The sequence below is a fragment of the Pseudomonas sp. GW821-FHT07B01 genome, from assembly GCF_059419065.1.
This window is the reverse complement of sequence record NZ_JBWKRA010000039.1, coordinates 1-23718: the sequence shown is the minus strand read 5'-3', so window position 1 is coordinate 23718 and position 23718 is coordinate 1. Positions and strand designations below refer to the sequence as shown.

General features: G+C 60.2%; 17 protein-coding genes, 1 pseudogene and 1 riboswitch. Of the genes and pseudogenes, 4 read left to right on the top strand and 14 right to left on the bottom strand.

What is annotated here, in order from left to right; translation table 11 throughout:
- Window positions 1-147 precede the first annotated feature (147 nt).
- Window positions 148-317: riboswitch (FMN riboswitch) on the top strand.
- A gap of 97 nt (window positions 318-414) precedes the next feature.
- Window positions 415-924: a 6,7-dimethyl-8-ribityllumazine synthase gene (locus AC07S6_RS26450; RefSeq protein WP_003193604.1), complete on the top strand. Its 510-nt coding sequence runs from the start codon at window positions 415-417 to the stop codon at window positions 922-924.
- 134 nt (window positions 925-1058) lie between these two features.
- On the opposite strand, the gene astE is transcribed toward AC07S6_RS26450, so the two are convergent.
- From astE to AC07S6_RS26415, 7 genes are all read right to left on the bottom strand, one after another.
- Window positions 1059-2063: a succinylglutamate desuccinylase gene (gene astE, locus AC07S6_RS26445; protein ID WP_495113346.1), complete on the bottom strand. Its 1005-nt coding sequence runs from the start codon at window positions 2061-2063 to the stop codon at window positions 1059-1061.
- An 11-nt stretch (window positions 2064-2074) separates the two neighbouring features.
- Window positions 2075-2362: a hypothetical protein gene (locus AC07S6_RS26440; protein ID WP_003175651.1), complete on the bottom strand. Its 288-nt coding sequence runs from the start codon at window positions 2360-2362 to the stop codon at window positions 2075-2077.
- Between the two features lie 26 nt (window positions 2363-2388).
- Complete coding sequence (gene astB / locus AC07S6_RS26435) at window positions 2389-3735, bottom strand: N-succinylarginine dihydrolase (protein WP_495113345.1); 1347 nt, start codon at window positions 3733-3735, stop codon at window positions 2389-2391.
- A 189-nt stretch (window positions 3736-3924) separates the two neighbouring features.
- Window positions 3925-5394, bottom strand: a complete 1470-nt coding sequence (gene astD, locus AC07S6_RS26430; protein WP_495113348.1) for a succinylglutamate-semialdehyde dehydrogenase — start codon at window positions 5392-5394, stop codon at window positions 3925-3927.
- The gene (gene astA / locus AC07S6_RS26425; RefSeq protein ID WP_003193612.1) at window positions 5391-6416 is read right to left on the bottom strand and encodes an arginine N-succinyltransferase; all 1026 of its coding nucleotides are present in this window, start codon (window positions 6414-6416) and stop codon (window positions 5391-5393) included. Before astA ends, astD begins: the two co-directional genes overlap by 4 nt.
- 51 nt (window positions 6417-6467) lie before the next feature.
- Window positions 6468-7487, bottom strand: coding sequence for an arginine/ornithine succinyltransferase subunit alpha (gene aruF / locus AC07S6_RS26420; protein WP_003175655.1), 1020 nt, complete (start codon window positions 7485-7487; stop codon window positions 6468-6470).
- Between the two features lie 212 nt (window positions 7488-7699).
- Complete coding sequence (locus AC07S6_RS26415; RefSeq protein WP_003193615.1) at window positions 7700-8920, bottom strand: aspartate aminotransferase family protein; 1221 nt, start codon at window positions 8918-8920, stop codon at window positions 7700-7702.
- A 301-nt stretch (window positions 8921-9221) separates the two neighbouring features.
- Between AC07S6_RS26415 and AC07S6_RS26410 the strand changes: the two genes are divergently transcribed.
- The gene (locus tag AC07S6_RS26410) at window positions 9222-14270 is read left to right on the top strand and encodes a dermonecrotic toxin domain-containing protein (RefSeq protein ID WP_495113344.1); all 5049 of its coding nucleotides are present in this window, start codon (window positions 9222-9224) and stop codon (window positions 14268-14270) included.
- A gap of 7 nt (window positions 14271-14277) precedes the next feature.
- Here AC07S6_RS26410 and argR read toward each other — a convergent pair whose 3' ends face one another.
- From argR to acs, 7 genes are all read right to left on the bottom strand, one after another.
- The gene (gene argR / locus AC07S6_RS26405) at window positions 14278-15258 is read right to left on the bottom strand and encodes a transcriptional regulator ArgR (protein WP_014719597.1); all 981 of its coding nucleotides are present in this window, start codon (window positions 15256-15258) and stop codon (window positions 14278-14280) included.
- 246 nt (window positions 15259-15504) lie between these two features.
- Window positions 15505-16269, bottom strand: a complete 765-nt coding sequence (locus AC07S6_RS26400; RefSeq protein WP_014719598.1) for an ABC transporter ATP-binding protein — start codon at window positions 16267-16269, stop codon at window positions 15505-15507.
- 27 nt (window positions 16270-16296) lie between these two features.
- The gene (locus AC07S6_RS26395; protein ID WP_495113343.1) at window positions 16297-17409 is read right to left on the bottom strand and encodes a succinylglutamate desuccinylase/aspartoacylase family protein; all 1113 of its coding nucleotides are present in this window, start codon (window positions 17407-17409) and stop codon (window positions 16297-16299) included.
- A gap of 1 nt (window position 17410) precedes the next feature.
- On the bottom strand, window positions 17411-18109 hold the full coding sequence (locus AC07S6_RS26390; RefSeq protein ID WP_003193625.1) for an ABC transporter permease: 699 nt from the start codon (window positions 18107-18109) through the stop codon (window positions 17411-17413).
- Window positions 18106-18795: an ABC transporter permease gene (locus AC07S6_RS26385; RefSeq protein WP_003193627.1), complete on the bottom strand. Its 690-nt coding sequence runs from the start codon at window positions 18793-18795 to the stop codon at window positions 18106-18108. The genes AC07S6_RS26390 and AC07S6_RS26385 overlap by 4 nt, the downstream gene beginning before the upstream one ends.
- Before the next feature lie 91 nt (window positions 18796-18886).
- Window positions 18887-19672 carry an ABC transporter substrate-binding protein gene (locus tag AC07S6_RS26380; RefSeq protein ID WP_047711612.1) on the bottom strand — a complete coding sequence of 262 codons (786 nt, stop codon included), beginning with the start codon at window positions 19670-19672 and terminating at the stop codon, window positions 18887-18889.
- 696 nt (window positions 19673-20368) lie between these two features.
- Complete coding sequence (acs, locus tag AC07S6_RS26375) at window positions 20369-22324, bottom strand: acetate--CoA ligase (protein ID WP_005790645.1); 1956 nt, start codon at window positions 22322-22324, stop codon at window positions 20369-20371.
- Window positions 22325-22721: 397 nt separating this feature from the next.
- On the opposite strand from acs, the gene AC07S6_RS26370 reads away from it, so the two are divergent.
- Together AC07S6_RS26370 and AC07S6_RS26365 are read left to right on the top strand one after the other, a co-directional pair.
- Window positions 22722-22991: a DUF2790 domain-containing protein gene (locus tag AC07S6_RS26370; protein ID WP_073845432.1), complete on the top strand. Its 270-nt coding sequence runs from the start codon at window positions 22722-22724 to the stop codon at window positions 22989-22991.
- Between the two features lie 554 nt (window positions 22992-23545).
- A pseudogene (locus tag AC07S6_RS26365) lies at window positions 23546-23718 on the top strand (ribonucleotide-diphosphate reductase subunit beta); the annotation flags it as partial.

The window sequence follows — 23718 nt, the reverse complement described above, 5'->3', positions numbered from 1 at the left end:
TTACTGCGGGCAAAGCCACGGAATATCAAGCCCCTATTGCATACATTCGAATACCAACCAATCAAACCGATATAAGTTATCGAGACGGCAGCCGTGCAGTTTTCGAAAAACCATGTTAAAAACTCTGCGCCGCCAGGGTTCTGGTGGCAACGTTCTCAGGGCGGGGTGCAATTCCCCACCGGCGGTAATTGCACGCAATGTGCATAGCCCGCGAGCGCTTGGCGCCTCGAACTGCTCAGGCAGGACGGCGACGAGGTCAGCAGACCCGGTGTGATCCCGGGGCCGACGGTCATAGTCCGGATGAAGAGAGAACGGGATTGGCACCTAAGGGCCGCGCGCCTGTTTGCGCATGCGTACCCTTAAATCCCATTCGATTCATAACGCCCTGTTTTTTTCTTAAACAGGAGTCAGAACATGCAACCCACCGCAATCGACAGCAAAAGCAAAAACCATCACGGCGAGCGCGTCGCGTTTATCCAGGCCTGCTGGCACAAGGATATTGTCGACCAATCGCGCAAAGGCTTCCTCGCCGAAATGATCGCCCAGGGTTATCAGGAATCGGACATCGACTTCTTCGAAGTCGGCGGCGCCTTTGAAATGCCCCTACACGCCAAGTTGCTGGCCAAGACCGGCCGCTACGCCGGGATCGTCGCTGCCGCGCTGGTGGTGGACGGTGGCATCTACCGTCACGAATTCGTCGCGCAATCGGTAGTCAGCGGCCTGATGCAGGTGCAGCTGGAAACTGAAGTGCCGGTGTTCTCGGTGTCCCTGACGCCGCACCACTTCCATGCCGGCAGCGAGCACACCACGTTCTTCTACGAGCACTTCGTGCACAAGGGCCAGGAAGCCGCGCGCACCTGCGCCGATACGCTGCACAAGGTGCGAGCGATCCGTCGTAGCGAGCCGCGTGCGGTAGCGGTCTAAATCCAAGCCTCACCGCAAACCAGTGTGGGAGCTGGCTTGCCTTCGATGCAGACACCCCGGGTGCATCAGTGATACCCAGGTGATGCTATCGCAGGCAAGCCAGCTCCCACATTGGACTGAGCCAGACTTGGCTCTTAGGCCAGGCCGGCAGCGGTGGTTGGCACGATCAATATCCCGGCGCGCAAGCCGTTCTTCACCTTTGGGTTGGGGAAGATGATGCGGGCGCCCTCCTCCTCGATCACCCAGCGGGTCTTGGCCACGTCTTCGGCCAGCAGGTAGCCCTTTTCCAATTCCGAAAAGTTTTCCACATCTGCGGGCAGGTGCATCAGGAAGGCGTCGCTGTGCTTGATCACTTCTCGAGCAACCGCGAAGAGCTTCAGCCCGTCGAGGTTGCCGGTCTCAGGCTCGTTGCCTTCGATGATCTGCTTCAGACGCGCTTCCAGGCGCGACACGTCCACACCGTCGTTCTGCCCGAACGGGCGCGCCTTGCCCAACTCCAGGGTGAACGCCTCGGCGCCGAGTTGCTCGTAGGTAAACGCGGTGAAGGTAATCGAGGTTTTGTTCTGCAGCAGCACCGCCTGCATGCCGGCCGCGTTCAAGCGCTCCAGCTCACGGCGCGAATGCTGTCGGTCTTCCTTCCACGGGTACAACGCGAACTGCTCGATTTTCGAACCACGAATCGCGGTATGCAGGTCGTAATGCAGGCGCGAGCGGCCAGGCTGGCTGAAAAAGCTGCGGGCCAATTGCTCAAGCTCAGCGGCACGCATGGCTTCGGGGCCGATGTTTTGCTCATGACGGCCATTGAACAGCCGGTTGACGTCCAGCTCGAGGTAACGCTCACCGCGGCGCATGGCCTCGGTATTACCGAACAGGAACAGAATACGGGTGCGGGGTTTGATCTCCCCACGGGCAATGCCATGCAACAGGCGGTCGAGCAGTTCGATCGGCGCGGTTTCGTTGCCATGGATGCCGGACGACAGCAGCAAGTCGCTGCCGTTGTCCAGAGCTTCAGGAGGGCGCACTTCAAGCGCGCCTTCGCTGAGCCAGCGCATCTGCACGCCGTCGACAGTCAGTTGAATTTTTTGCGCCGGTTCACGACCGGCGAGGGTCAGTTCAAGCAGTTTGCCGAGGGCGAGCATAAGCAGCTTCCTTAGTGGTTGCAGCCTGGGCCATGGACGTGATCGTCGTCGTCACCTTCAACGTCGGCCGGTTCCATTTCCAGTTGCAGGCTCATCAGGTTGGTGGCCAATGGGCGCATCAGCAGGTTGGCGTACTCGGCGTCGCCCTCTTCTACGTCTACGCCAATCAGCAGTTGGCCGCGGCCATCGTGCTGGATCCAGATCTCCTTGCCCTGCCAGACCACGGCGACGCGGGTGCAGGAGGTTTCCAGCTGGGTGCCGTCGGTGTCTTCAAGGATGAGTTTCAGGGTGTCGGTCATAAATAAAATATCTCAGCCGTGTGGCATTAATTGATCTGGAAAGGATAAACCGAGCCCAGTTTAAGGATTTGCGTCAGTTCATCCAATGCCGTCCGGCACTCAAGCAGCAACTGCGGGTCAGCCAGGTCGGTTTCGCGCAGGCTGTCGCGGTAGTGCTTGCCCACCCATTGGGTCAGGGTTTCGTACAACGGCGCGGTCATGATAACCCCTGGGTTCACGGCCGCCAGCTCGGTTTCGTTCAACGCCACGCGCAGGCGCAGGCACGCCGGCCCACCGCCATTCTGCATGCTTTGCTTGAGGTCGAAGACCTTGACTTCGCGGATCAACCCGCCGGAAACGGTCAAGCCTTGCAGGTACTCCCACACGCGCTCATTGGCGCGGCACTCTTCCGGCACGATCAGCAGCATCGAACCGTCAGGACGAGTCAGCAACTGGCTGTTGAACAGGTAGGAACGCACCGCGTCCTCGACACTGACCAACGCGCGAGGCACACACACCGACTGGAAGTTGCCGCCCAGCTTGCCCAACTTGCCGTGCAGTTCGGCGAGCATCTGTTCGGTGTTGAGGAACGCATCCTCGTGATAGAACAGCACTTCGCCGTTGCCCACTGCGATCACATCGTTGTGGAACACACCCGCGTCGATCACCGCCGGGTTCTGCTGGGCGTAGACCACACCGTCATCCTTCAAGCCATGCAGGCGCGCAACGGCCTGGGAGGCTTCGAGGGTCTGGCGCGCCGGGTACTTCTGCGGGGCCGGGTAACGGGGGTCGAAAGCACTACGGCCGAAGACGAAAAACTCGACGCCCGCCTCACCGTACTCCCGGCAGAAACGCGTGTGGTTGGCCGCGCCTTCATCGCCAAATTGCGCCACGGCCGGCAAGGCGGCGTGGTGAGCGAAATGCTTGCCATCGGCGAACATCGCCCCCAGCACGCGACTGGTGGTGGGGTGCTCGATGCTGCGGTGGTATTTGCAATTGAGGTTGGCGGCAGTGAAATGCACACGACCGTCTGCGGTGTCGGCGCTTGGGCTGACGGTGGCGGCGTTGGCTACCCACATGCTGGATGCCGAGCAGCTCGCTACCAGCAAAGGCATAGCCTGCCTGGCAGCCTGCTGGATTACCTGGGCGTCGGTGCCGCTGAAACCCAAGCTGCGCAAGGCGGCTACATCCGGGCGCTCCTGGGGCGCCAATACACCTTGCACAAAGCCCATGTCCATCAGGGCTTTCATTTTCTGCAGGCCCTGCAACGCCGCTTCCTTCGGGTTGGAAGACTGCTGGCTGTTGCTTTGGGACGCGACGTTGCCGAAGGACAAACCGCCGTAGTTATGGGTCGGCCCCACTAGACCGTCAAAATTGACTTCACAGGATTTCATCGGCGAGGCTCCACAAACATCTGTTTTTATAGGCATCAACTGCAGGTCTATATCTGTTAACCCGACCCAGTGTGGGAGCTGGCTTGCCTGCGATGCAGTCGACTCGGTCTTTCAGCCAAACCGAGGTGATGCCATCGCAGCGATGCGGCGATCCGACAAGCCAGCTCCCACATTAGATCGGTGTCACCCTTACTTCAGCGTTATGCCGGGGGTCAGCGTGGCTGGCACGACCAAGCTCGGCGTCTCCAGCGACGCCACCGGGTACGCGCAATAATCCGCCGCGTAATAGGCACTGGCGCGATGATTGCCCGACGCCCCGACACCACCGAACGGCGCGGTACTGGCAGCGCCGGTCAACTGCTTGTTCCAGTTGACGATACCGGCGCGGCTTTCCAGCCAGAACTGCTGGTAACGCGCTTCGGAGTCCGACAACAGGCCAGCGGCCAGGCCGTACTGGGTGTTGTTGGCCTCAGCGATGGCACCGGCAAAATCCGCATAGCGGATCACCTGCAGCAGCGGGCCGAACAGCTCTTCGTCTTCACGTTCCGTCACCCCGGTTACGTCGATGATTCCAGGGGTCAACAAAGCGGCCTGAGCCTGAGGCTGGGTCATCTCCAGCAGTGCCACGGCGCCATTGGCCAACATCAGTTCCTGGGCTTGCATCAAGGCTTTGGCCGCAGCCAGGGAGATCACCGACCCCATGAACGGCGCCGGTTGCTGATCGAAAGCGCCCACTTCAATGCTTGCACTCACCGCCACCAGGCGCGCCAGCAAGGCATCGCCCCAGGCACCTTGCGGCACCAGCAAGCGGCGCGCGCAGGTGCAACGCTGGCCCGCCGAGATAAACGCCGACTGGATGATGGTGTACACCGCCGCATCCACGTCGGCAACTTCGTCCACGACCAGCGGGTTATTACCGCCCATTTCCAGGGCCAGGATCTTGTCCGGGCGCCCTGAGAACTGCTGGTGCAGGTGGTTGCCGGTGCGGCTGGAGCCGGTGAAGAACAGGCCGTCGATGCCAGGGTTGGCCGCCAGGGCGATGCCGGTTTCCCGCGCGCCTTGCAGCAGGTTCAGCACGCCCGCCGGCAAACCGGCTTCGATCCAGCACTGTACGGTCAGCTCGGCGACCTCGGGGGTCAGCTCGCTCGGCTTGAACAGCACGGTATTGCCCGCCAGCAACGCCGGGGCGATGTGCCCATTGGGCAAGTGCCCAGGGAAGTTGTAAGGGCCGAACACCGCCACCACACCGTGGGGTTTATGGCGCAACACAGCGGTGGCGTCGCCCAGGGGGCCGCTCTTCTCGCCGGTACGCTCGCGGTAGCTTTGCACCGAGATCGCAATCTTGTTGGCCATGCTGGTGACTTCAGTGGCCGACTCCCACAGTGGCTTCCCGGTTTCTTCGCCAATGCAGCGGGCGATTTCATCGGCACGGCTTTTAAGCGTAGCGGCGAAGGTTTCCAGCACGCTGATGCGTTCTTCGAGCGGGCGCCTGGCCCATGCCGGGAATGCCTGACGCGCAGCCTGCACGGCGGATTCGACCTGTTCAGCACTGGCGCCATTGCCAGCCCACAGCACTTGCTGGGTCACCGGGTTGCGTGATTCAAACAGCTCACCCTGGCCAGCCAGCCAGCTACCTGCGATATACAGCGAATTCATTATTTGGACTCCCGAGCAGCAGACAACGCAACAGCACGTACTTGATCACCCACCACCAGTTGCAGGCGCTTGGCGGTCTGTGGATCGACCACCAGGGTACCTGCCGCCAGACGGGCCGGAGCGGCGGTGATACGGCATTCCTCGCGCTTGCGGTTATGGATCAGGAACGGCGTGGCGTCGTCCCCCGGCGTGCCGATGGCCAACACCAGTGACTGGCTGTCGCGCACCGCACGGATCTTGCTGGTTTCACATTCCACCGCCGGGCCGGCGTCGAAAATATCCACATAGCCCTGGTAGCTGAAGCCTTCGCTCTTGAGCATGCTCAGGGCCGGCTCGGTGTCCGGGTGGACCTTGCCGATCACATTGCGCGCGTCTTCGGAGAGAAAGCAGCTGTACAGCGGAAACTTGGGCATCAGCTCGGCGATAAACGCTTTGTTGCCCACGCCGGTGAGGTAGTCGGCCTGGCTGAACTCCATCTTGAAGAAGTGCCGGCCCAGACTTTCCCAGAACGGCGAACGCCCGGCATCGTTGGACACACCGCGCATCTCGGCAATGATCTTGTTGCCGAACAGTTGCGGGAACTCGGCGATAAACAACATGCGCGCCTTGGCGAGCATGCGACCGTTGAGGCCGTTGCGGTAATCGGCATGCAAAAACAACGAGCACAATTCGGAATTACCGGTGAGGTCGTTGGCCAGGAACAGCGTCGGTATCTCACGGTAGATATTCAGTTCCTGGGAAGCGCTGACAGTCAGCCCAACCCGGAAGTTGTACCACGGCTCGCGCAGGCCAACGGCGCCAGCGATGGCAGAGATTCCTACCACGCGGCCTTCGTCGTTTTCCAGCACGAACAGGTAGTCGGCATCGCCGCGCCCGGCTTCGCCGCGAAAGGTTTTTTCCGCCCAGCCCACCCGGTGGGTCAGGCGCTCTTCGTTGGCCGGCAAGGTGGTGAGACCGGTGCCAGTGCTGCGCGCCAGATCAATCAGGGCCGGTAAATCGCTGCTGCGTACGGGACGAACGATCATGCTATCTCCTCGAACGGGCCGCTGTTGTCAGCCACCCGCGAAACTCTCTTTTTAAACCGCAACCAGGCGCACACTGGCGCCTTCACCAACACCCAGCGCTTCGGCTGCCGCCAGGTCCAGGGTCACCGGTTTGCCGGGCGCGTAGTCCAGCTCCAGCATCACCGCACGGTAATCCTGCAACTGCGCGTTGCTCACCAGGTACTGGCGGCCAACGCCCTTGACCATCTCGCCGATCTTGACCGGCACCACGCGGCTCTGCGCGATCGAGCGAATGCCCGAGACCCGGGCGTGCAGCGTCGGGCCACCGTCGAAGATGTCGATGTAATGGTCAGTTTCGAAGCCTTCACGCATGAGGATGTCGAAGGTGATTTGCGCACGCGGGTGCACCTGGCCCATGGCCTCTTGGGCTTCGTCCGGCAGCAGCGGCACGTAGATCGGGTAGTGCGGCATCAACTCGGCGAGGAAGGTACGGCTTTTCAGCCCGCACAGGCGCTCGGCGGCGGCGTAGTTGAGGTCGAAGAAGTTGCGGCCAATGGCATCCCAGAACGGTGAATCGCCGTTCTCGTCGCTGTAGCCGACAATCTCGGTCACCACCGAGTCGGCAAAGCGCTCAGGATGGCTGGCGACAAACAGCAGTCGGCCACGGGAATTGAGTTCCGACCACGGCGAACCGACCAGCTCAGGCACCACATAAAAGCTGGTGAGCAGGCTGTTGCCGGTAAGGTCGTGGCACTGCGAAAGCACGTGGATCTTGTTGTGGATCTTCAGCTCGCGGGAGGCGTGCACGAAGGTTTCGTTACGAAAGCTATAGAACGGCTCGGAGTAACCGGCCGAGGCTACGATAGCCGAGCAGCCGGCGAGCTTGCCGGTCTCGGTGTCTTCCAGCACGAAGAAATAGCTCTCTTCACCGTTGAAACTCACCTCGGCCGCGAAGGACGCTTCGCTGGCCGCGATCTTGTCGCTCAGGCGTTCCACATCATCCGGCAAGGAGGTGACACCAATCGGGCTGTCCGCAGCCAGACGCTGTACCTCGCCCAGATCAGCCATTTGCGCGGGGCGCATCACCAGCATGGTGTCACTCCTTAACTCGAAAACTCACAGAGGAAAAAATGCCGGACACAGGCCCCGGATACACATCGGTCTCAATGTGTAAGCAGATCCATGTGGGAGCTGGCTTGCCGGCGATACAGGCAACTCGGTATATCAACGGCACCGAGGTGATGCTATCGCAGGCAAGCCAGCTCCCACATTTGTTCAGGTCCGGCCAATAAAATGTGTCGCTATCAGGCTTGCGTCAACGTCTTCACAGCACGCTCAAAACGATCCAGGCCTTCATTGATATCCGCCTCTTCCACCACCAGGCTCGGCGCAAAACGCACCACGTCAGGGCCGGCTTGCAGGATCATCAAGTTCTCTTTTTCGGCCGCGTTGAACACGTCCTTGGCCTTGCCTTTGAACGCATCGCTCAACACGCAACCTATCAACAAGCCCATGCCACGCACTTGGGTGAAGATGCCGTACTGCTTGCCGATCTGTTCCAGGCGCGCCTTGAACAGGTCGTGCTTGGCATTCACACCCGCCAGCACTTCTGGGGTGTTGATCACGTCGATCACCGCTTCTGCTACCGCGCACGCCAGGGGGTTGCCGCCGTAGGTGGTGCCGTGGGTGCCGACTACCAGGTGCTTGGCCAGGTCTTCACGGGTGAGCATCGCCGCAATCGGGAAGCCGCCGCCCAGGCTCTTGGCGCTGGTGAGGATATCTGGCGTCACGCCGTAATGCTGGTAGGCAAACAGGTGGCCGGTGCGGCCCATGCCGGTTTGCACTTCATCAAATACCAGCAGTGCGTCATGGGCGTCACACAGCTCGCGAGCGCCTTGCAGGTAAGCCAGTTCGGCCGGCAGTACACCGCCTTCGCCCTGGATCGGTTCCAGAACCACGGCGCAGGTCTTATCGGTCACTGCCGCTTTCAGCGCAGCCAGGTCGTTATAAGGAACGTGGGTGATGCCGGTGATTTTAGGCCCGAAACCATCGGAATACTTCGACTGGCCACCGACGTTGACGGTGAACAGGGTACGGCCGTGGAAGCTGTTCAGCGCGGCGATGATCTCGTACTTCTCGCTGCCAAAACGGTCGAACGCCACGCGACGGGCCAGCTTGAACGCGGCCTCGTTGGCTTCGGCGCCGGAGTTGCAGAAGAACACGCGCTCGGCAAACGTGGCGTCGATCAGCTTGTGGGCCAGGCGCAAGGCAGGCTCGTTGGTGAACACGTTCGAGACATGCCACAGCGTGTTGGCCTGTTCGGTCAGTGCACCGACCAGCGCCGGGTGCGCATGGCCCAATACGTTGACCGCGATGCCGCCGGCAAAGTCGATCAGCTCGCGACCGGCCTGGTCCCACACGCGCGAACCTGCGCCACGTACAGGGATAAAGGCAGCAGGTGCATAGTTGGGCACCATCACTTGGTCGAAATCGGCACGTTGCACCGGGGCTTGCTCAACGGACATCGGAGTCTCCTGAAGAGGAACGCCTGCCTGAAACTGGCGGGCGATGCAGGGATTGTAAGGACAGTTTTCAGCGCCACCTTGTCGCCAAGCGACAACTTCTTATAGCGCCAACCCGGGTTTTACGCGGGTTTACGGCAATGCGACATATTGCATCGCAATGGCGCAGTGTAAACGCTGCGTTCAGTGAGAGGCAGAGGCACGGCCCGCTGATTTTCGCCTAATGCCTTAACTATCTGCTGCCCGTGAACCCATCAGGCTTGCTGTGATGACAGTGACTCACTCCCACTGAAGGATCAGCCTCGTGCCCACGCCCTACCCCACGACCATCAGCCAGCGCCTCGCAGTCGCCGCCACCCAAGTCCCCCCCGGGTTTCACACACGCCTGCCGGCCTGGCTGGCAAGCGCCTCGGATGACAAGCGCCAAGCCTTGAAGAATGCACCACTGGACATTCCCAACTGGCAGGCCGACGCCAGCCGCCAGCAGCACGCGCCACTCAAACAGGCGGTGGAGCAGAGCTGGGCCGCGCAAAACAAAGTAGACACGGCCCTGGCCGACCTCAAGACACCGCAGGCCTTCGCCGCGCCGCTTTTGCAACAGGCGTTCAAGACAAGATGGGGCGTGGAGATTGATGTCCGCACCACCCATCTGCGCCTGTATGCGCCCCTGACGATCCCACTGTTTCCTATAGAAACTGGCGGCGTCAAAGTCTGGACCGTGTCGTTGGTGGACGCCGCGCTGCATAACTTCGACGCAGCAGAAAGCGAGAAAACTGCCTTCACCGCGGACTCCAGCTTCATTACCCAACCCACCACCACCGGGCAATTCGACACCCTGCCCTCAGTGAACAGCAAAGTCAGCATCCAGACCTTCGTCGGGCTGTGCCGTGAACTGGACATCGGTGCGCAATACCAGAACTACCTCAAGACATTTTTCGGCTTCAAAGATGCCAAACGCAAGGCTTCGCTGCGCAGCACTGTCATCGAGAGCCTCAAAGCCGATGCCCAAACTGCCGTACACCTGGCGCGCCTGAAAAAGGACGGCAGCGAGCGGGTGTTACGCACGCTCCAGGCTCAACTCAAAGGCATCAGCGGCCTGACACTCGACGGTAAGACGCTGCTCAGCCACGACCTGAGCCTGATGGACGCACCACTGGCCGGCATTGTGCTGTTCGCCGCAGACCTGGAACTGCACCACAGCGCAGTGCCCGTGGTGGCGTACATTCCCGGCGACCCACAGGCACCGCTCAAGTATTACCAAAATGGCATCGCATTCATTCAAGACCTGATCCGCAAATTGCGCGATGCCGATTACCAGGCATTCTTCAGCCGCTTTATAAGCCACGAGCACCGCGCCTACTTCTTTGCCAACCTGCATAACCGCTTGTCCCAGGTTACCTGGCATCACCCCGTCCCCGGCGGCCCCAGGCCGACCTGGCGCGCCGAACCTGTGGCCAACCCCAACCTGCAGTTGCACGCGACGAAAATCACGGGCGAGCTGTACGAACACCTCTATGAAACCAAACTCAATAAGCTGCTCAATGACGCGCGAAGCATCGCCGTGTCCACCGCCGACGCCGACAGCAAGGCACGCTGGCAGCGCTGGGCCATCGTGCAGAAAATCGGTAAGGCCCTGCTCGAAATCGCCGCCTTCATCGCCACGCCGTTCATTCCCCCCCTGGGCTTATTGATGCTCGGCTACACCGCCTATCAACTGCTCGATGACGTATTCGAAGGCATCGTCGATTGGGCCGAGGGCCTCAAGCGCCAGGCGTTCGGGCACCTGATGTCGACCCTGGAGCAAATGGTGCAATTGGGTATGTTCGCGGTCGGCGCACCGATTGCCGAAGGGCTGCTACGCCAGGCACTGCCTCGGGAAGTCTGGGCGTTTTTCGAGCGCCTGCATCCGGTCAGCTCGGACGACGGCAAAACGCGCCTGTGGAACCCGGACCTGAGCCCCTACGCCCACGACCTTCAATTGCCCACCGCCTCACGCCCAGCAGCCGATGGGTTGCATGCCTACGGGGACAAACAAATCCTGCCCCTCGAAGGGCAACACTTTGCCGTCAACCAACAAACGGGCAAGGCCGTGCTGGTGCACCCAAGTCACCTGCATGCCTACCAACCACCCGTTATCGGCAATGGCAAAGGTGCCTGGCTGACCCCACTGGATCGCCCGCTGACCTGGGACCGCAGCACCTTGCTGCGCCGCCTCGGCCCGCCCGCCGAAACCCTCAGCGAAACCGGCCTGGAACAGGCACAGCGCATCAGCAGCACCGACGATGGTGCCCTGCGCAAACTCTACATGGACCGCCAACCGCCACCGCCCTTGCTGGCCGACAGCCTCAAGCGCATCCATATCGACCAGCAACTTCAAGACTTCATCGACCAGATGAACAGCGACGACCCACTGGTTTACGCAAAAGCCGACACGCAAACCCAACTCTGGCTGCTTAGCCAGACCGGCCTGTGGCCGGAATCCAAGACCCTGCGCTTTCTGAATGCCAAAGGCGAAACCGTATGGGAACACCCAGGCCGGGAAAATGCGGCGGTGGCACAAATTCATGAAGCACAGATGAACAACGGCGACCTGCTCAAGACCCTGCTCGAAACCCTCGACGAGTCAGAGCGCAAGACTGTGCTGGAGGAAGACTTCGGTAGCCCGGCCCCCCAACTGCATGTGCGCGCCGCCAAGCTGCGCAAACAGCTGGCACGCAGAGCCGAGGATAAACGCGCTTCGATGTTCGACGCGCGCTATCGAGGCCTGGAGCTGACCACCAATGCGCGCGTGCAAAAGCTCATCGACAGCACACCGGGCCTGCCCGTCAGCGCGGCCGAGGAAGTCCTGCTCAGTGCCCACGGCCAGGACCTGCTCGACATCGACCAGGGCACGCTGCCTTCGCACCTGGTCGAACGCGCACGCTGGGTGGCCCATCAGGTCAGAATCAGCCGGGCGTATGAAGGCCTGTACATGGGCGCGCTGGAGAGCGGCGACACCCATCGACTCGCCCTGCACTCCCTGGAAAAATTGCCGGGCTGGTCGCCCCAGGTGCGCCTGGAAGTTCGCGACTTCAAGCGCGACGGCCATCTGCGCGACGCCATCGGCCCCGCCCAGGCGCCCATCCGACGCCTGCTGCTGCGCACCATCGAAGGCGATTACATTCCCGAAGACAGCAAGGGCACCCTGCTTGGCGAAACCGATTTCTACACCGCCGTGCTCCAGGCACTCCCCGATGCACAGCGCGACGCACTGGCTATGCAGATAGGCCAAGGCCCACACTTGAGAGAAACCTTGCGCCAACACACATTGGCACATGACGAACTTGGCGCCCTGCTGGCCGAAGTTCCGCTGCTCAAACCGTCCTATGACCCGACATTGATGCGCCTGCCCGGCGGCATGGAGGGCTACGACGCCAGCCCGGTCACCGCTGGCAGCAGCGAAGGCGTCTCGCTGGAGAGTCAGTTGCATGAGCTGTACCCACAACTGAGCCCCGGCCAGGTGACGGCCGTACTCGCCGCCATGCAAAACGATCCCGGCACACCTTTGGGTACCCTTCGATTTCTGAAGAAAGAGTTCTCGCAACTGGAAACCAACCTGCGGACATGGCAGCAAAATGTGCCGCAGACCCTTGTCGGTACAGATTTACCGTTGAGCCGCTGGCGGATTGCTGCGGAACAGCAAAATCGCTTTCTCTGGTCACAAAAACTGATCGGCGCCTGGCGCCACAACACCCCCGTAGACCCTGCTTATGACAACGGTCACCTGCTGCAACTCAACCAGCCCATTTATGGCGAACTGCCCGCGCTCGATACCCGCCTTGGGCACATCACCACCCTGGAATTCCAGGGCTACTTGACCACCCGCGGCACGCCGGGCTTCCTGGCATCTTTCCCCGGATTGCGCCGACTGGCCATCAGCGACATGACCCTCAGAACACTGCCCGGCGAAATCAGTGCATTGCCCCACCTTAACGCGCTGACACTGCGCGGCTGCGCACTCAACCTGACCACCCCAACCCGAGCAGCCCTGGCCAACCTGACCGAGCTGCATACCCTTGACCTGTCCCACAACCCGCTGGTGCTGGCGCCCAATTTCGAAAACATGGCCAACCTGCGAACACTCAACCTGAGCCACTGCGGTATTTCCATCTTTCCCACAGGCCTGCTCAATCGGCCTCGGCTGGCCAACGCCGATCTCAGCCACAATAACCTGCGCAGGCTGCCAGAAGCCCTGTATTCGTTGCCCGCCAGCGCTGCCAAGGCCTACGACCTTTCCGGCAACCGGCTGACGCGCGCAACCCTGGAACGGATAAAAACCTACTGTCAGAGCACCGGGGAACATTTTGGCGTCCAAGCCAATCCAGATGAGGTTCGCCTGGTCCAGGCGCTTTACCCGACCTACAACACTCTCGAGGCCAATCAATTTATCTTCAGGCTACCGGGCGGGCTGGATGATTCGATGGCGATTCTCGTGCGCCTCAAGGCCGACTACGAACGCTTGCAAGCCGACCTGCAGGAATGGGTGGTGGATGTGCCTGAGAGCCACCCCGTCACGAACCTGCCCATGGATGAACAGATTCGCGCACAGCAACAACTCATTCGAGCTGAAATCCGCGCTCTGCTGGAGCAAGGCTGGCGGCGTGAAACCAGCCTGGACTTAAGCCATGACCCGCTGACGCAGTCCCATCAAATGGCATTGACCTTGCCGCTGTGGGGAGACCTGCCAAGACTGAATGTGGATTTCAAGCATATTTCCAAGCTGAGTCTGAGGGCGCAGGGAACCACCTCGATACCCGAAGGTTTTCTGGAACGTTTCCCTAATCTGGAAAGCTTGTTGATCGACCGCTATGCCCTGCAAGACATTCCCGCTGGCGTCTTCAAGCTGCCCAAGTTGACCACACTCAGCCTCACGCAATGCAATCTGCGACTGCCCCCCGACAGCGTCACCGCCTTGAGCGACCTGCACGACCTGGAGTACCTGGACCTGAGCGATAACCCGTTGGGACTGACGCCTGACGTCAGCAAAATGTCCGGCCTGGAGAGCCTGATGATGGAGAACGCCGGGCTTACCGAGGTGCCTGACGGAGTGTTCAACCTGACGTCGCTCACCCAACTGAACCTGAGCGATAACCACATCACCGAGTTGCCCACCGACCTGCTTGAAGTAGACCCGGACTCAGCGGCAGGCTTTGACCTGAGCGACAACCCCTTCTCACCCGCAGCGCTTGCCATTCTGCGTCGCTATTACAACCGCACGGCAGTGGATTTCGATGTAGCGCAAGCCCGACAACCCGCGCCAGACCACTCCGGCTCACGCTCTCCAACGTCATCCGAAACAGAGGGCGAAGAATAGACGCAACTCACCCGCGCTCGGAAGGTACCGACGACAATTCGAACGGGCTGCTGCTGCGCCGCTGGTTCCGATCTTCGCGAGGAGTGGCGCCAAAGAAATTGCGGTAGGCGCTGGAGAAGTGCGGCCCCGAGGAGAAGCCGCAGGACAGGCCAATCTGGATGATGGACTTGCTGGTTTGCATCAACATCTGGCGCGCCTTGTTCAGGCGCAGCTCCAGGTAATACTGGCTGGGGACGCGGTTGAGGTATTGCTTGAAGATGCGTTCAAGTTGTCGTCGTGAAACACACACGTGCTGGGCGATTTCGTCAGTGGTCAGCGGCTCTTCGATATTGGCCTCCATCAGCAATACCGCCTGGGTCAGCTTAGGGTGGCTGGAGCCCAGGCGGTTTTGCAACGGGATACGCTGGCGCTCGCCGCCTTCGCGGATGCGCTCCACCACCAGTTCTTCAGACACAGCACCGGCCAACTCGGCGCCATGGTCACGCGCCAATACCGCCAACAGCAGGTCAAGTACCGACATGCCGCCGCAAGCGGTCAGGCGATCACGGTCCCAGTCAAACAGGTGGCTGGTGGCGATGACCTTGGGGAAACGCTCGGCGAAATCGTCCTGCCAGCGCCAGTGCACGGCGGCGCGGTAGCCATCGAGCAGGCCCAGTTGGGCCAACGGGTACACCCCCGCCGACAAGCCGCCGATCACACACCCCGCCCGAACAAGCTGCTTGAGCGCGGAGCTCAGTGGCGAAGCGATGACCGTCGGCGGTTCGTCGGCCAACAGGAACAACTTCTGAAAACCCTCCAGCTTACCGGCCCACGGCTCGCCCGGCAGTTGCCAGGCACCTTCGACTGCGGGTTCGGCGAGCAGGAACGACAACTCGTAGATCACATCCGGATGCACCCGCTGGGCAACGCGCAAGGCCTCCTCAGCCAGCGCAAGCGTGAGGGCTTTTGTGCTGGGCCAAATCAGGAAACCAATTTTGTGGGCGGTCATGGAGTGCTATCCGGAGCGAAAACGGTGAAAGAAGCTGTGGGCCAATGCTAGCCCGTAATCAACTACAAATCCCAAAACAAACACAGATCAAAAGTGGGAGCTGGCTTGCCTGCGATGGCGGTGGGTCAGTTAACACATCATTGGCTGATACATCGCTATCGCAGGCAAGCCAGCTCCCACAGGGGATCGGGGCTTACCTCAAGACTGCGGAGCATGCACTATCCCGGTGCACAAAAGCAGTCTTGATTATTTCAAACTGCCAGAGAGGAACTGCTGCAACCGTTCCGACTGCGGGTTCACCAGCACTTCCCGCGGGTTGCCACGCTCTTCAACGATGCCTTTGTGCAAAAACACCAATTGGTTCGACACTTCGCGGGCAAAGCCCATTTCGTGGGTCACGACCACCATGGTGCGGCCTTCCTGGGCCAGGTCCTGCATCACCTTGAGTACTTCGCCTACCAGCTCCGGATCCAGCGCAGAAGTAGGTTCGTCGAACAGCATCACCTCAGGCTCCATCGCCAGTGCCCGGGCAATCGCTACGCGCTGCTGCTCGCCACCGGACATGTGGCCGGGGAACGCATCCTTACGATGGCCCACGCCGACTTTGGCCAGGTAATGCTCGGCCTTCTCGCGGGCTTCTTTCTTGGATATGCCCAACACGTGCACCGGGGCCTCCATCACGTTTTCAATCGCGGTCATGTGCGACCACAGGTTGAAATGCTGGAACACCATGGACAGGCGCGAACGCATGCGCTGCAACTGCTTGGGGTCGGCAGCCTTCATGGCGCCGTCCTTGTTGGCCACCAGTTTCAGCTCTTCGTTATTGAGCAAAATCTTGCCGGCGTGGGGCTGCTCCAGCAGGTTGATGCAGCGCAAAAAGGTACTTTTGCCCGAACCGCTGGAACCGATGATGCTGATCACATCACCGGCGGCGGCGGCCAGGGACACACCTTTGAGCACTTCATGACTGCCATAGCGTTTATGCAGGTCTTGGACTTCAAGCTTGTACATGCGGTCGGTTCTCACAAAAACAGGTGGTCAGTCGTTGAGCAAGCGCCCGTGACGCAGCGCTTCGCGCCCCGCCACCTTGGCCAGCCAGAAACCCGCTTGGGCATAACGTAGCCGTTCAACGGCAAACAACACCCCCGAGGTGCCCGCGCAAATAGTGCTTACGCGGTCGGTCAGGGGGTCAATCACTTCAAAAATCTCGTCGCCGGTTTCTACCCAGTCGCCCGCTTTACGCAGGTAACTGATCACCCCGGCATGGGGCGCGAACAGCAGTTCGGTGCCCTCGAAAGGCACACCTTCGCAAGGTTCGTGTTGCGGCGCGGGCCACTCGCCCTTGATCAAGCCTTGTTCGGCGAGGAACGCAAGGATGCCTTCGGCGTGGAAGATGGCTTCATCACGGCCGGTGTCGGCCTGGCCGCCCAACTCCAACGTCGTTGCCAGGCAGGCCAGCGGAATCTGCGCCTCGGGGAACAGGCGCGACAAACGCAGCCACGGCAACGAGCACGCCTCGTCAAACGAACTGCCGCCGGAATCTTCCGCCAGCAGGCCGACCTTCACATTCAGGTGTGCCGACAGCGACCGCCACTGCGGCCAGTGTTGGGGCAGCGCGTACATGTGCAGTGCAGCTTCGGCGTCGCAATGCAGGTCCAGCACCACATCGGCGGTGCAGGCATGGCTCAGCAGGATGCGTTGCATGCCTTGCAACTGGCTGCTCGGCTCGGGCAAGGCGGTGAGCGTATCGCTCATGGCCTGGCGGATCAGGCGCACATTGGCGTGCGGGTCATCCCCCAGCTTGCCTTGTAACAATGCACCGACCGGCTCACTCAACTCAACGAAGTCGCGATTGAAGTTCTTGCCGCTGCCCACTTCGAAACGCCCCTGGTGGCTGCCTTGCAACAGTTGGCCAAGGCCCATCGGGTTGGCCACCGGCACCAACTCGATCACGCCGTTGAGGGCGCCCTGCTGTTCCAGCGTGGTGAGGCGTTTTTTCAGCTCCCACGCGGCACGCATACCCGGCAATTCATCGGCGTGCAGGCTGGCCTGGATATAGGCCTTGCGCTCGCCACTGCCGAAACGAAACACGCTCAGTTGGCGTTCGCAGCCCAAATGCCCCCAGGGCAGCAGATGATCGATACGTTCCATATCAGTGCTTCCGTGGAGCCAGGTAGCTCAGCCAGCGGCGCTCGGCCAACTTGAACAGGCGCACCAGGATGAAGGTCAGGCACAGGTAGAACACGCCGGCGGTGATATAGGCTTCGAACGGCAGGTAATACTGGGCGTTCACCGTGCGCGCGGCACCGGTGATGTCGATCAGCGTGACGATGGAGGCCAGACTGGTGGTCTGCAGCATCATGATCACTTCGTTGCTGTACTGCGGCAGCGCACGGCGCAGGGCCGACGGCAACAGGATGCGGCGGTACAGTTTGTAGCGCGACATGCCCATGGCCTTGGCCGCTTCGATCTCACCGTTAGGCGTGGCCTTGAGGCTACCGGCGATAATTTCGGCGGTGTAGGCGCTGGTGTTGATCGCAAACGCCAGGCACGCACAGAACGTGGCACTGGACAGCAGCGGCCACAGGAAGCTTTCGCGCACCACTTCGAACTGTGCCAGGCCGTAGTAGATCAAAAACAGCTGCACCAGCATCGGCGTGCCGCGGATCACGTAGGTGTAAAGCCAGGCCACGCCGTTGACGATCGGCTGCTTGGACACGCGCATCAAGCCCAGGGGCAAGGCCGCGAGCAGGCCGAAGAACAGCGAGATAGCGAGCAGTTTCAGGGTGGTCAGCAAGCCGCCAAGGTACAGCGGCATGGCCTCCCAGATGACGTTGTAGTCGAAGATCATAGATCAGCCGCCCTTACGCCTACCGAGTAGCGCTTCTCAAGGTAACGCAAGGCCAGCAACGACACGCTGGTGATCACCAGGTACATCGCCGCCACTGCGAGGAAGAAGGTAAAAGGCTCGCGGGTGGCGTCTGCCGCCTGCTTGGCCTTGAACATCATGTCTTGCAGACCTACCACCGAAATCAGCGCGGTGGCCTTGGTCAATACCAGCCAGTTGTTGGTAAACCCGGGGATCGCCAGCCGAATCATCTGCGGCACCATCACCCGGAAAAACACCTGGAAGCTGCTCATGCCATACGCCAGGCCGGCTTCAGCCTGCCCCTTGGGAATGGCCATGAAGGCGCCACGGAAAGTTTCCGAGAGGTAAGCGCCAAAGATGAAACCCAGGGTGCCGATACCGGCGGCCAGGGGGTTCAAGTCGATATAGTCGTCAAAGCCCAGCAACGGCGCGACGCGGTTGAGCAAGTCCTGACCGCCGTAGAAAATCAGCAGGATCAGCACCAGGTCGGGGATCCCGCGGATCACCGTGGAGTACAGGTCGCCCAGCCAAGCCAGCCAGCGTACCGGCGACAGGCGTAGCGCGACCCCGATCAGACCCAGAACGATGGCCAAGGCCATGGACGACAAGGCGAGCTGAAGCGTCAACCATGCGCCATCGAGGATGACGGCCCCGTAGCCTTTCAACATGATTCAGGTCCTCGAAAAGGGGGATGAAAAAATGGCGCAAACTTCAGGATGACTGTTGCTTGCGCCATTTCGGACAGACAGCTGCGATGAGTTACTTGGCGTCAGCGCCGTAAATATCGAAGTCGAAGTACTTGTCCTGGATTTTCTTGTATTCGCCGTTGGCACGGATCGCAGCGATGGCCGCATTGATGCGCTCAAGGTTTTCCTTGTCGCCTTTGCGCACTGCGATGCCGATACCGTCGCCGAAGTATTTGGCTTCGGTGAACGATGGGCCTACAAACGCGTAGCCTTTGCCGGCGTCGGTTTTCAGGAAGCCGTCTTGCAGCAGGGTGGCATCAGCCACGGTACCGTCGAGACGACCGGCGGCCACATCCAGGTAGATTTCGTTCTGGGTGCTGTAGCCCTTGATATTCGCACCTTTTGGCGCCAGGACTTCACGGGCGAAACGGTCGTGGATCGAACCGCGCTGCACACCGATCGTCTTGCCTTTGAGCTCATCCAGGCCGTCGCTGACGGTGGTGCCTTCCTTCATCACCAGGCGCGCTGGGGACAGGTAGTAGCGGGTAGTGAAGTCCACGGATTTCTTGCGGTCGTCAGTGATGGACATGGACGACAGGATCGCGTCGATCTTACGCACTTTGAGTGCCGGGATCAGACCATCGAATTCCTGCTCGACCCAGGTGCACTTGACGTCCATCTGCTTGCACAGCGCATTGCCGATGTCGTAGTCAAAACCGACGATGCTGCCATCCGGCGCCTTCGAGGCAAACGGAGGGTAAGCCGCTTCGATACCAATTTTCAGCGGCTTGCCTTCGGCGAAAGCCTGCATGGACAGCACGGACAGCGCCAGGGCGCCCAACAGCACGAGTTTCTTCATCTTGGGACTCCATCGGTATAGGGCAAAAACAGCAGTATGAGCCATGGCCCACGATGCGGCGAAGGTGTAACCGAATAGCGGTGCTGCGTCCTGCGCGGGCGACACCTGCGACGACGAGCGAGTGATCGGCATTCTAACGACAGGCCGGAGGCCGATATTTCCTCAATGCGACAACAATTTACAGAAGCACTGAGAAAGCGGTTCCAGCTCATTGACAGCCTCTGAATTTTATGCAGAGACAAAAGATATTAAACCTGATGATGCTGCAAATTGCGGGCCTATTATTCGCAAACCCTTCTAGCACGGCAAGTCTGGCGTTTAATCTTATTTGTGGGGATGTCTAGAACGCGGTTTTTCGGGGCGTAGGCGTGGTCCATCGCCCCAGGTTTGTGCGGGCGGTTACACATTTGAGCGAGGCGGTAACATTCAGAAACGTCCTACGGGGAAAACCGATATTTATTGGTTTGGTGGCTATGCAGGTCTGTCAGACCGCCATCCATACCCCCTTATGAAATGCAATCTGAACTGTGGGAGCTGGCTTGCCTGCGATAGGGATGCCTCAGCCAACCAACCTTTGCCTGACATACCCCTATCGCAGGCAAGCCAGCTCCCACACTAAATCTGGGCGGTCTTGAGGCCGTACAAAAAAGCCCCACCCGGCTTGCACCGAATGGGGCTTTGTCCCACCTACTCCGCTTACGCGACGTTCATGGTCTTGTGCGTTTCAATCAAATGCGCCACCACGCTTGGATCTGCCAGGGTGGAGATATCCCCCAACCCATCGTATTCAGCCGTGGCGATCTTGCGCAAAATGCGCCGCATGATTTTCCCCGAGCGCGTTTTTGGCAACCCAGGCGCCCACTGGATCACATCCGGCGAGGCAATCGGCCCGATTTCCTTGCGCACCCAGTTCTTCAGTTCCAGGCGCAGTGCTTCGTTAGGCTCTTCACCATTCTTCAAGGTGACATACACATAAATGCCCTGCCCCTTGATGTCATGCGGCACACCCACCACCGCCGCCTCGGCGACTTTGGGGTGCGCAACCATGGCGCTTTCAATCTCGGCAGTGCCCATGCGGTGGCCGGACACGTTCAATACGTCATCCACACGGCCCGTGATCCACCAGTAACCGTCTTCATCGCGACGCGCGCCGTCACCGGTGAAGTACATGCCGCGGAAGGTCTTGAAGTACGTGTCGACAAAACGGTCATGGTCGCCGTACAGGGTACGCGCCTGGCCTGGCCAGGAATCGAGAATCACCAGGTTGCCTTCGGCGGCGCCTTCGATGATGTTGCCCAGGTTGTCCACCAGCGCCGGCACCACCCCGAAGAACGGCCGTGCCGCCGAACCCGGCTTCAACGCATGGGCGCCTGGCAGTGGGCTCATCAGCGTGGCGCCGGTTTCGGTTTGCCACCAGGTGTCGACGATCGGGCAACGGGATTGGCCGACGTTCTTGTAGTACCAGTCCCAGGCTTCCGGGTTGATCGGCTCGCCCACCGAACCCAGCAGGCGCAGGCTACTGCCGTCGGCGCCTTCGCAGGCCGCGGTGCCGGACGCCATCATGGCGCGGATCGCAGTCGGTGCGGTGTAGAGGATGTTGACCTTGTGCTTGTCGACGATCTTCGCCACGCGGGTGATGTCCGGGTAGTTCGGCACGCCTTCGAACAGCAGCGTGGTCGCGCCATTGGCCAGCGGGCCGTAGACGATGTAGGTGTGGCCAGTGACCCAGCCCACGTCGGCAGTGCACCAGTAGATTTCGCCCGGGCGATAGTCGAATACACGCTCGTGGGTCAGGGCCGCATAGAGCAGGTAGCCGCCGGTGGTGTGCTGCACGCCTTTAGGCTTGCCGGTAGAGCCAGAGGTATAGAGGATAAACAGCGCTTCTTCGGCGCCCATTTCTTTTGGCGCGCAGACGGTGCCCGCCACTTTCATCAGGTCTTCGTACCAGATATCGCGATGCTGGTTCCACTTGATCGCGCCATTGGTGCGCTTGCACACGATCACCTTCTGGATGCTGCTGGTTTCCGGGTTGGTCAGCGCGTCGTCAACGTTAGCCTTCAGCGGAATCTTCTTACCAGCGCGGATGCCTTCGTCAGCGGTAATCACCACTTTCGACTTACAGTCGATGATGCGACCGGCCAGGGCTTCCGGGGAAAAACCGCCAAACACCACCGAATGGATCGCGCCGATGCGGGTACAGGCCAGCATGGCGACCACGGCTTCGGGAATCATCGGCATATAGATAGTCACCACATCGCCGCGGTGCACATCCTGGCCGCGCAAGGCGTTGGCGAACTTGCAGACTTCCTCATGCAACTCGCGGTAGGTGATGTTGCGGCTCTCGGCAGGGTCGTCGCCCTCCCAGATGATTGCGATCTGGTCGCCACGCTCGGCGAGGTGACGGTCCAGGCAATTGTAGGAAACGTTCAGGGTGCCATCGGCGAACCATTTGATGTCGACATGGTGGTCGTCGAAAGAGGTCTGCTTCACCGCGGTGAAAGGCTTGACCCAGTCAAGGCGCTTGGCTTGCTCGCGCCAGAAGCCATCGGGGTTGACCACCGACTGCTGGTACATGGCCTTGTAGGTCGCCTCGTCGGTCAGCGTATTGGCTGCTACTTCGGGGCGAACGGGGTACAGGGAAGCCGCACTCATCTTTCTTACCTCGGTGACATAGTTGTTGTTGTATGGCCCCTGTTGTAGCCGGGGTGGGCCTATAGAACCATTCGACGATGGTAGTAACAAGACCCTACAAATTGCCCTGCTATGCCTTTTCACCGCTCTGGCCCGCGTGCTGCGGCGGCTGGCAGGTTTCTGAAAAAATCTTGATTGAGGGATTGTTACAAAAACCGCCAAAAGTGTTTATCAAAACCACGGGTATATGAATATAACCGAGGCGCCTAAAATCAACTCCGCCAACAAGGCACTCTGATTAACAACGCAACAGCCCCCACGAAGGCAACGTTAATCCGAACTTCCCAACTTTTAAGTGACACACGCGGCCTCACAAGGGCCCCGTGCCCCCTTTCGCCCTGAAGAAGGTAATGAAGCAATGAAAGCGTTATTAGTGATGGCCCTGAGCAGCTTGTGCGCCACCGCCGCCCTGGCCGACGAGGCTCCGACTGAACTGGCCGGCCAGAGCGCCCCGATTGTTGAGGATTACACCTATAGCACGCACTTGGATGTTGCCAAAGTCTTGTCCATGAGCAGCATTCCAGAAGTCTGCGAAGTTGTACCGGTGAAGATGGAATATGAAGATTCGCAAGGCCAGCGTCATATTCTTAACTATCAAGTGATGGGCAATGGTTGCTCTAACGGCTAACAACTTCTGAAGTTGGATTCTTAATTGCCGCAAGAAATCGTTCTTGCGGCCAAGAACCCGCCCTTGAATACACCCCACATCAATTGTGGGAGCTGGCTTGCCTGCGATGGCGATTTCAGCCACGACCACTCTTTTTACGCCCCCTTCCCCTGCCCCAAAAAAAACATCCCCGCCCGTCAACCCCCCCCACGCCCAGCAAAGCCTTGCAAACACTCGCTTTGGCCGAAACCCACGTCATTTTGGCGCTCTCAAGTGACCATCCGCCGCAACACAAACCTGAATTTTTCCCTATAATGCGCGGGTAAATCGGGCCTGCAATATCCCTTTACACAGGGATAAAGAGCCAGACCTTGAGCCTGCGCTGCAGCGAGCACGCATCGCTGCGCCCCTCAAGCCTCATGCAGCACCCGTAATCTGATTCCGTTTATTTGCCTGCGCGAGCTGTTGCAACAAACGATTCCTTAAGATCCACCGCGGCCCGAGGGCCGTGTGAACACCCAACCATCCGGTTTCACACGGGCACCTTTGAGCCCTCACGCAGGAGACGACACGTCATGCTGAGCTGGGACGAATTCGACAAAGAAGAAGAAGGCGAAGTAGCCGCTAAAGGCGCCAACGCCGGCCACGCCACCGAAGCCAACATGGACCGTCTCGACGGTGCCGGCGCCGCTGCCGCCGTGGAAGCCCGCGCCGTCACCGCCAACGACTCCGCCGCCATCGTGCGCGC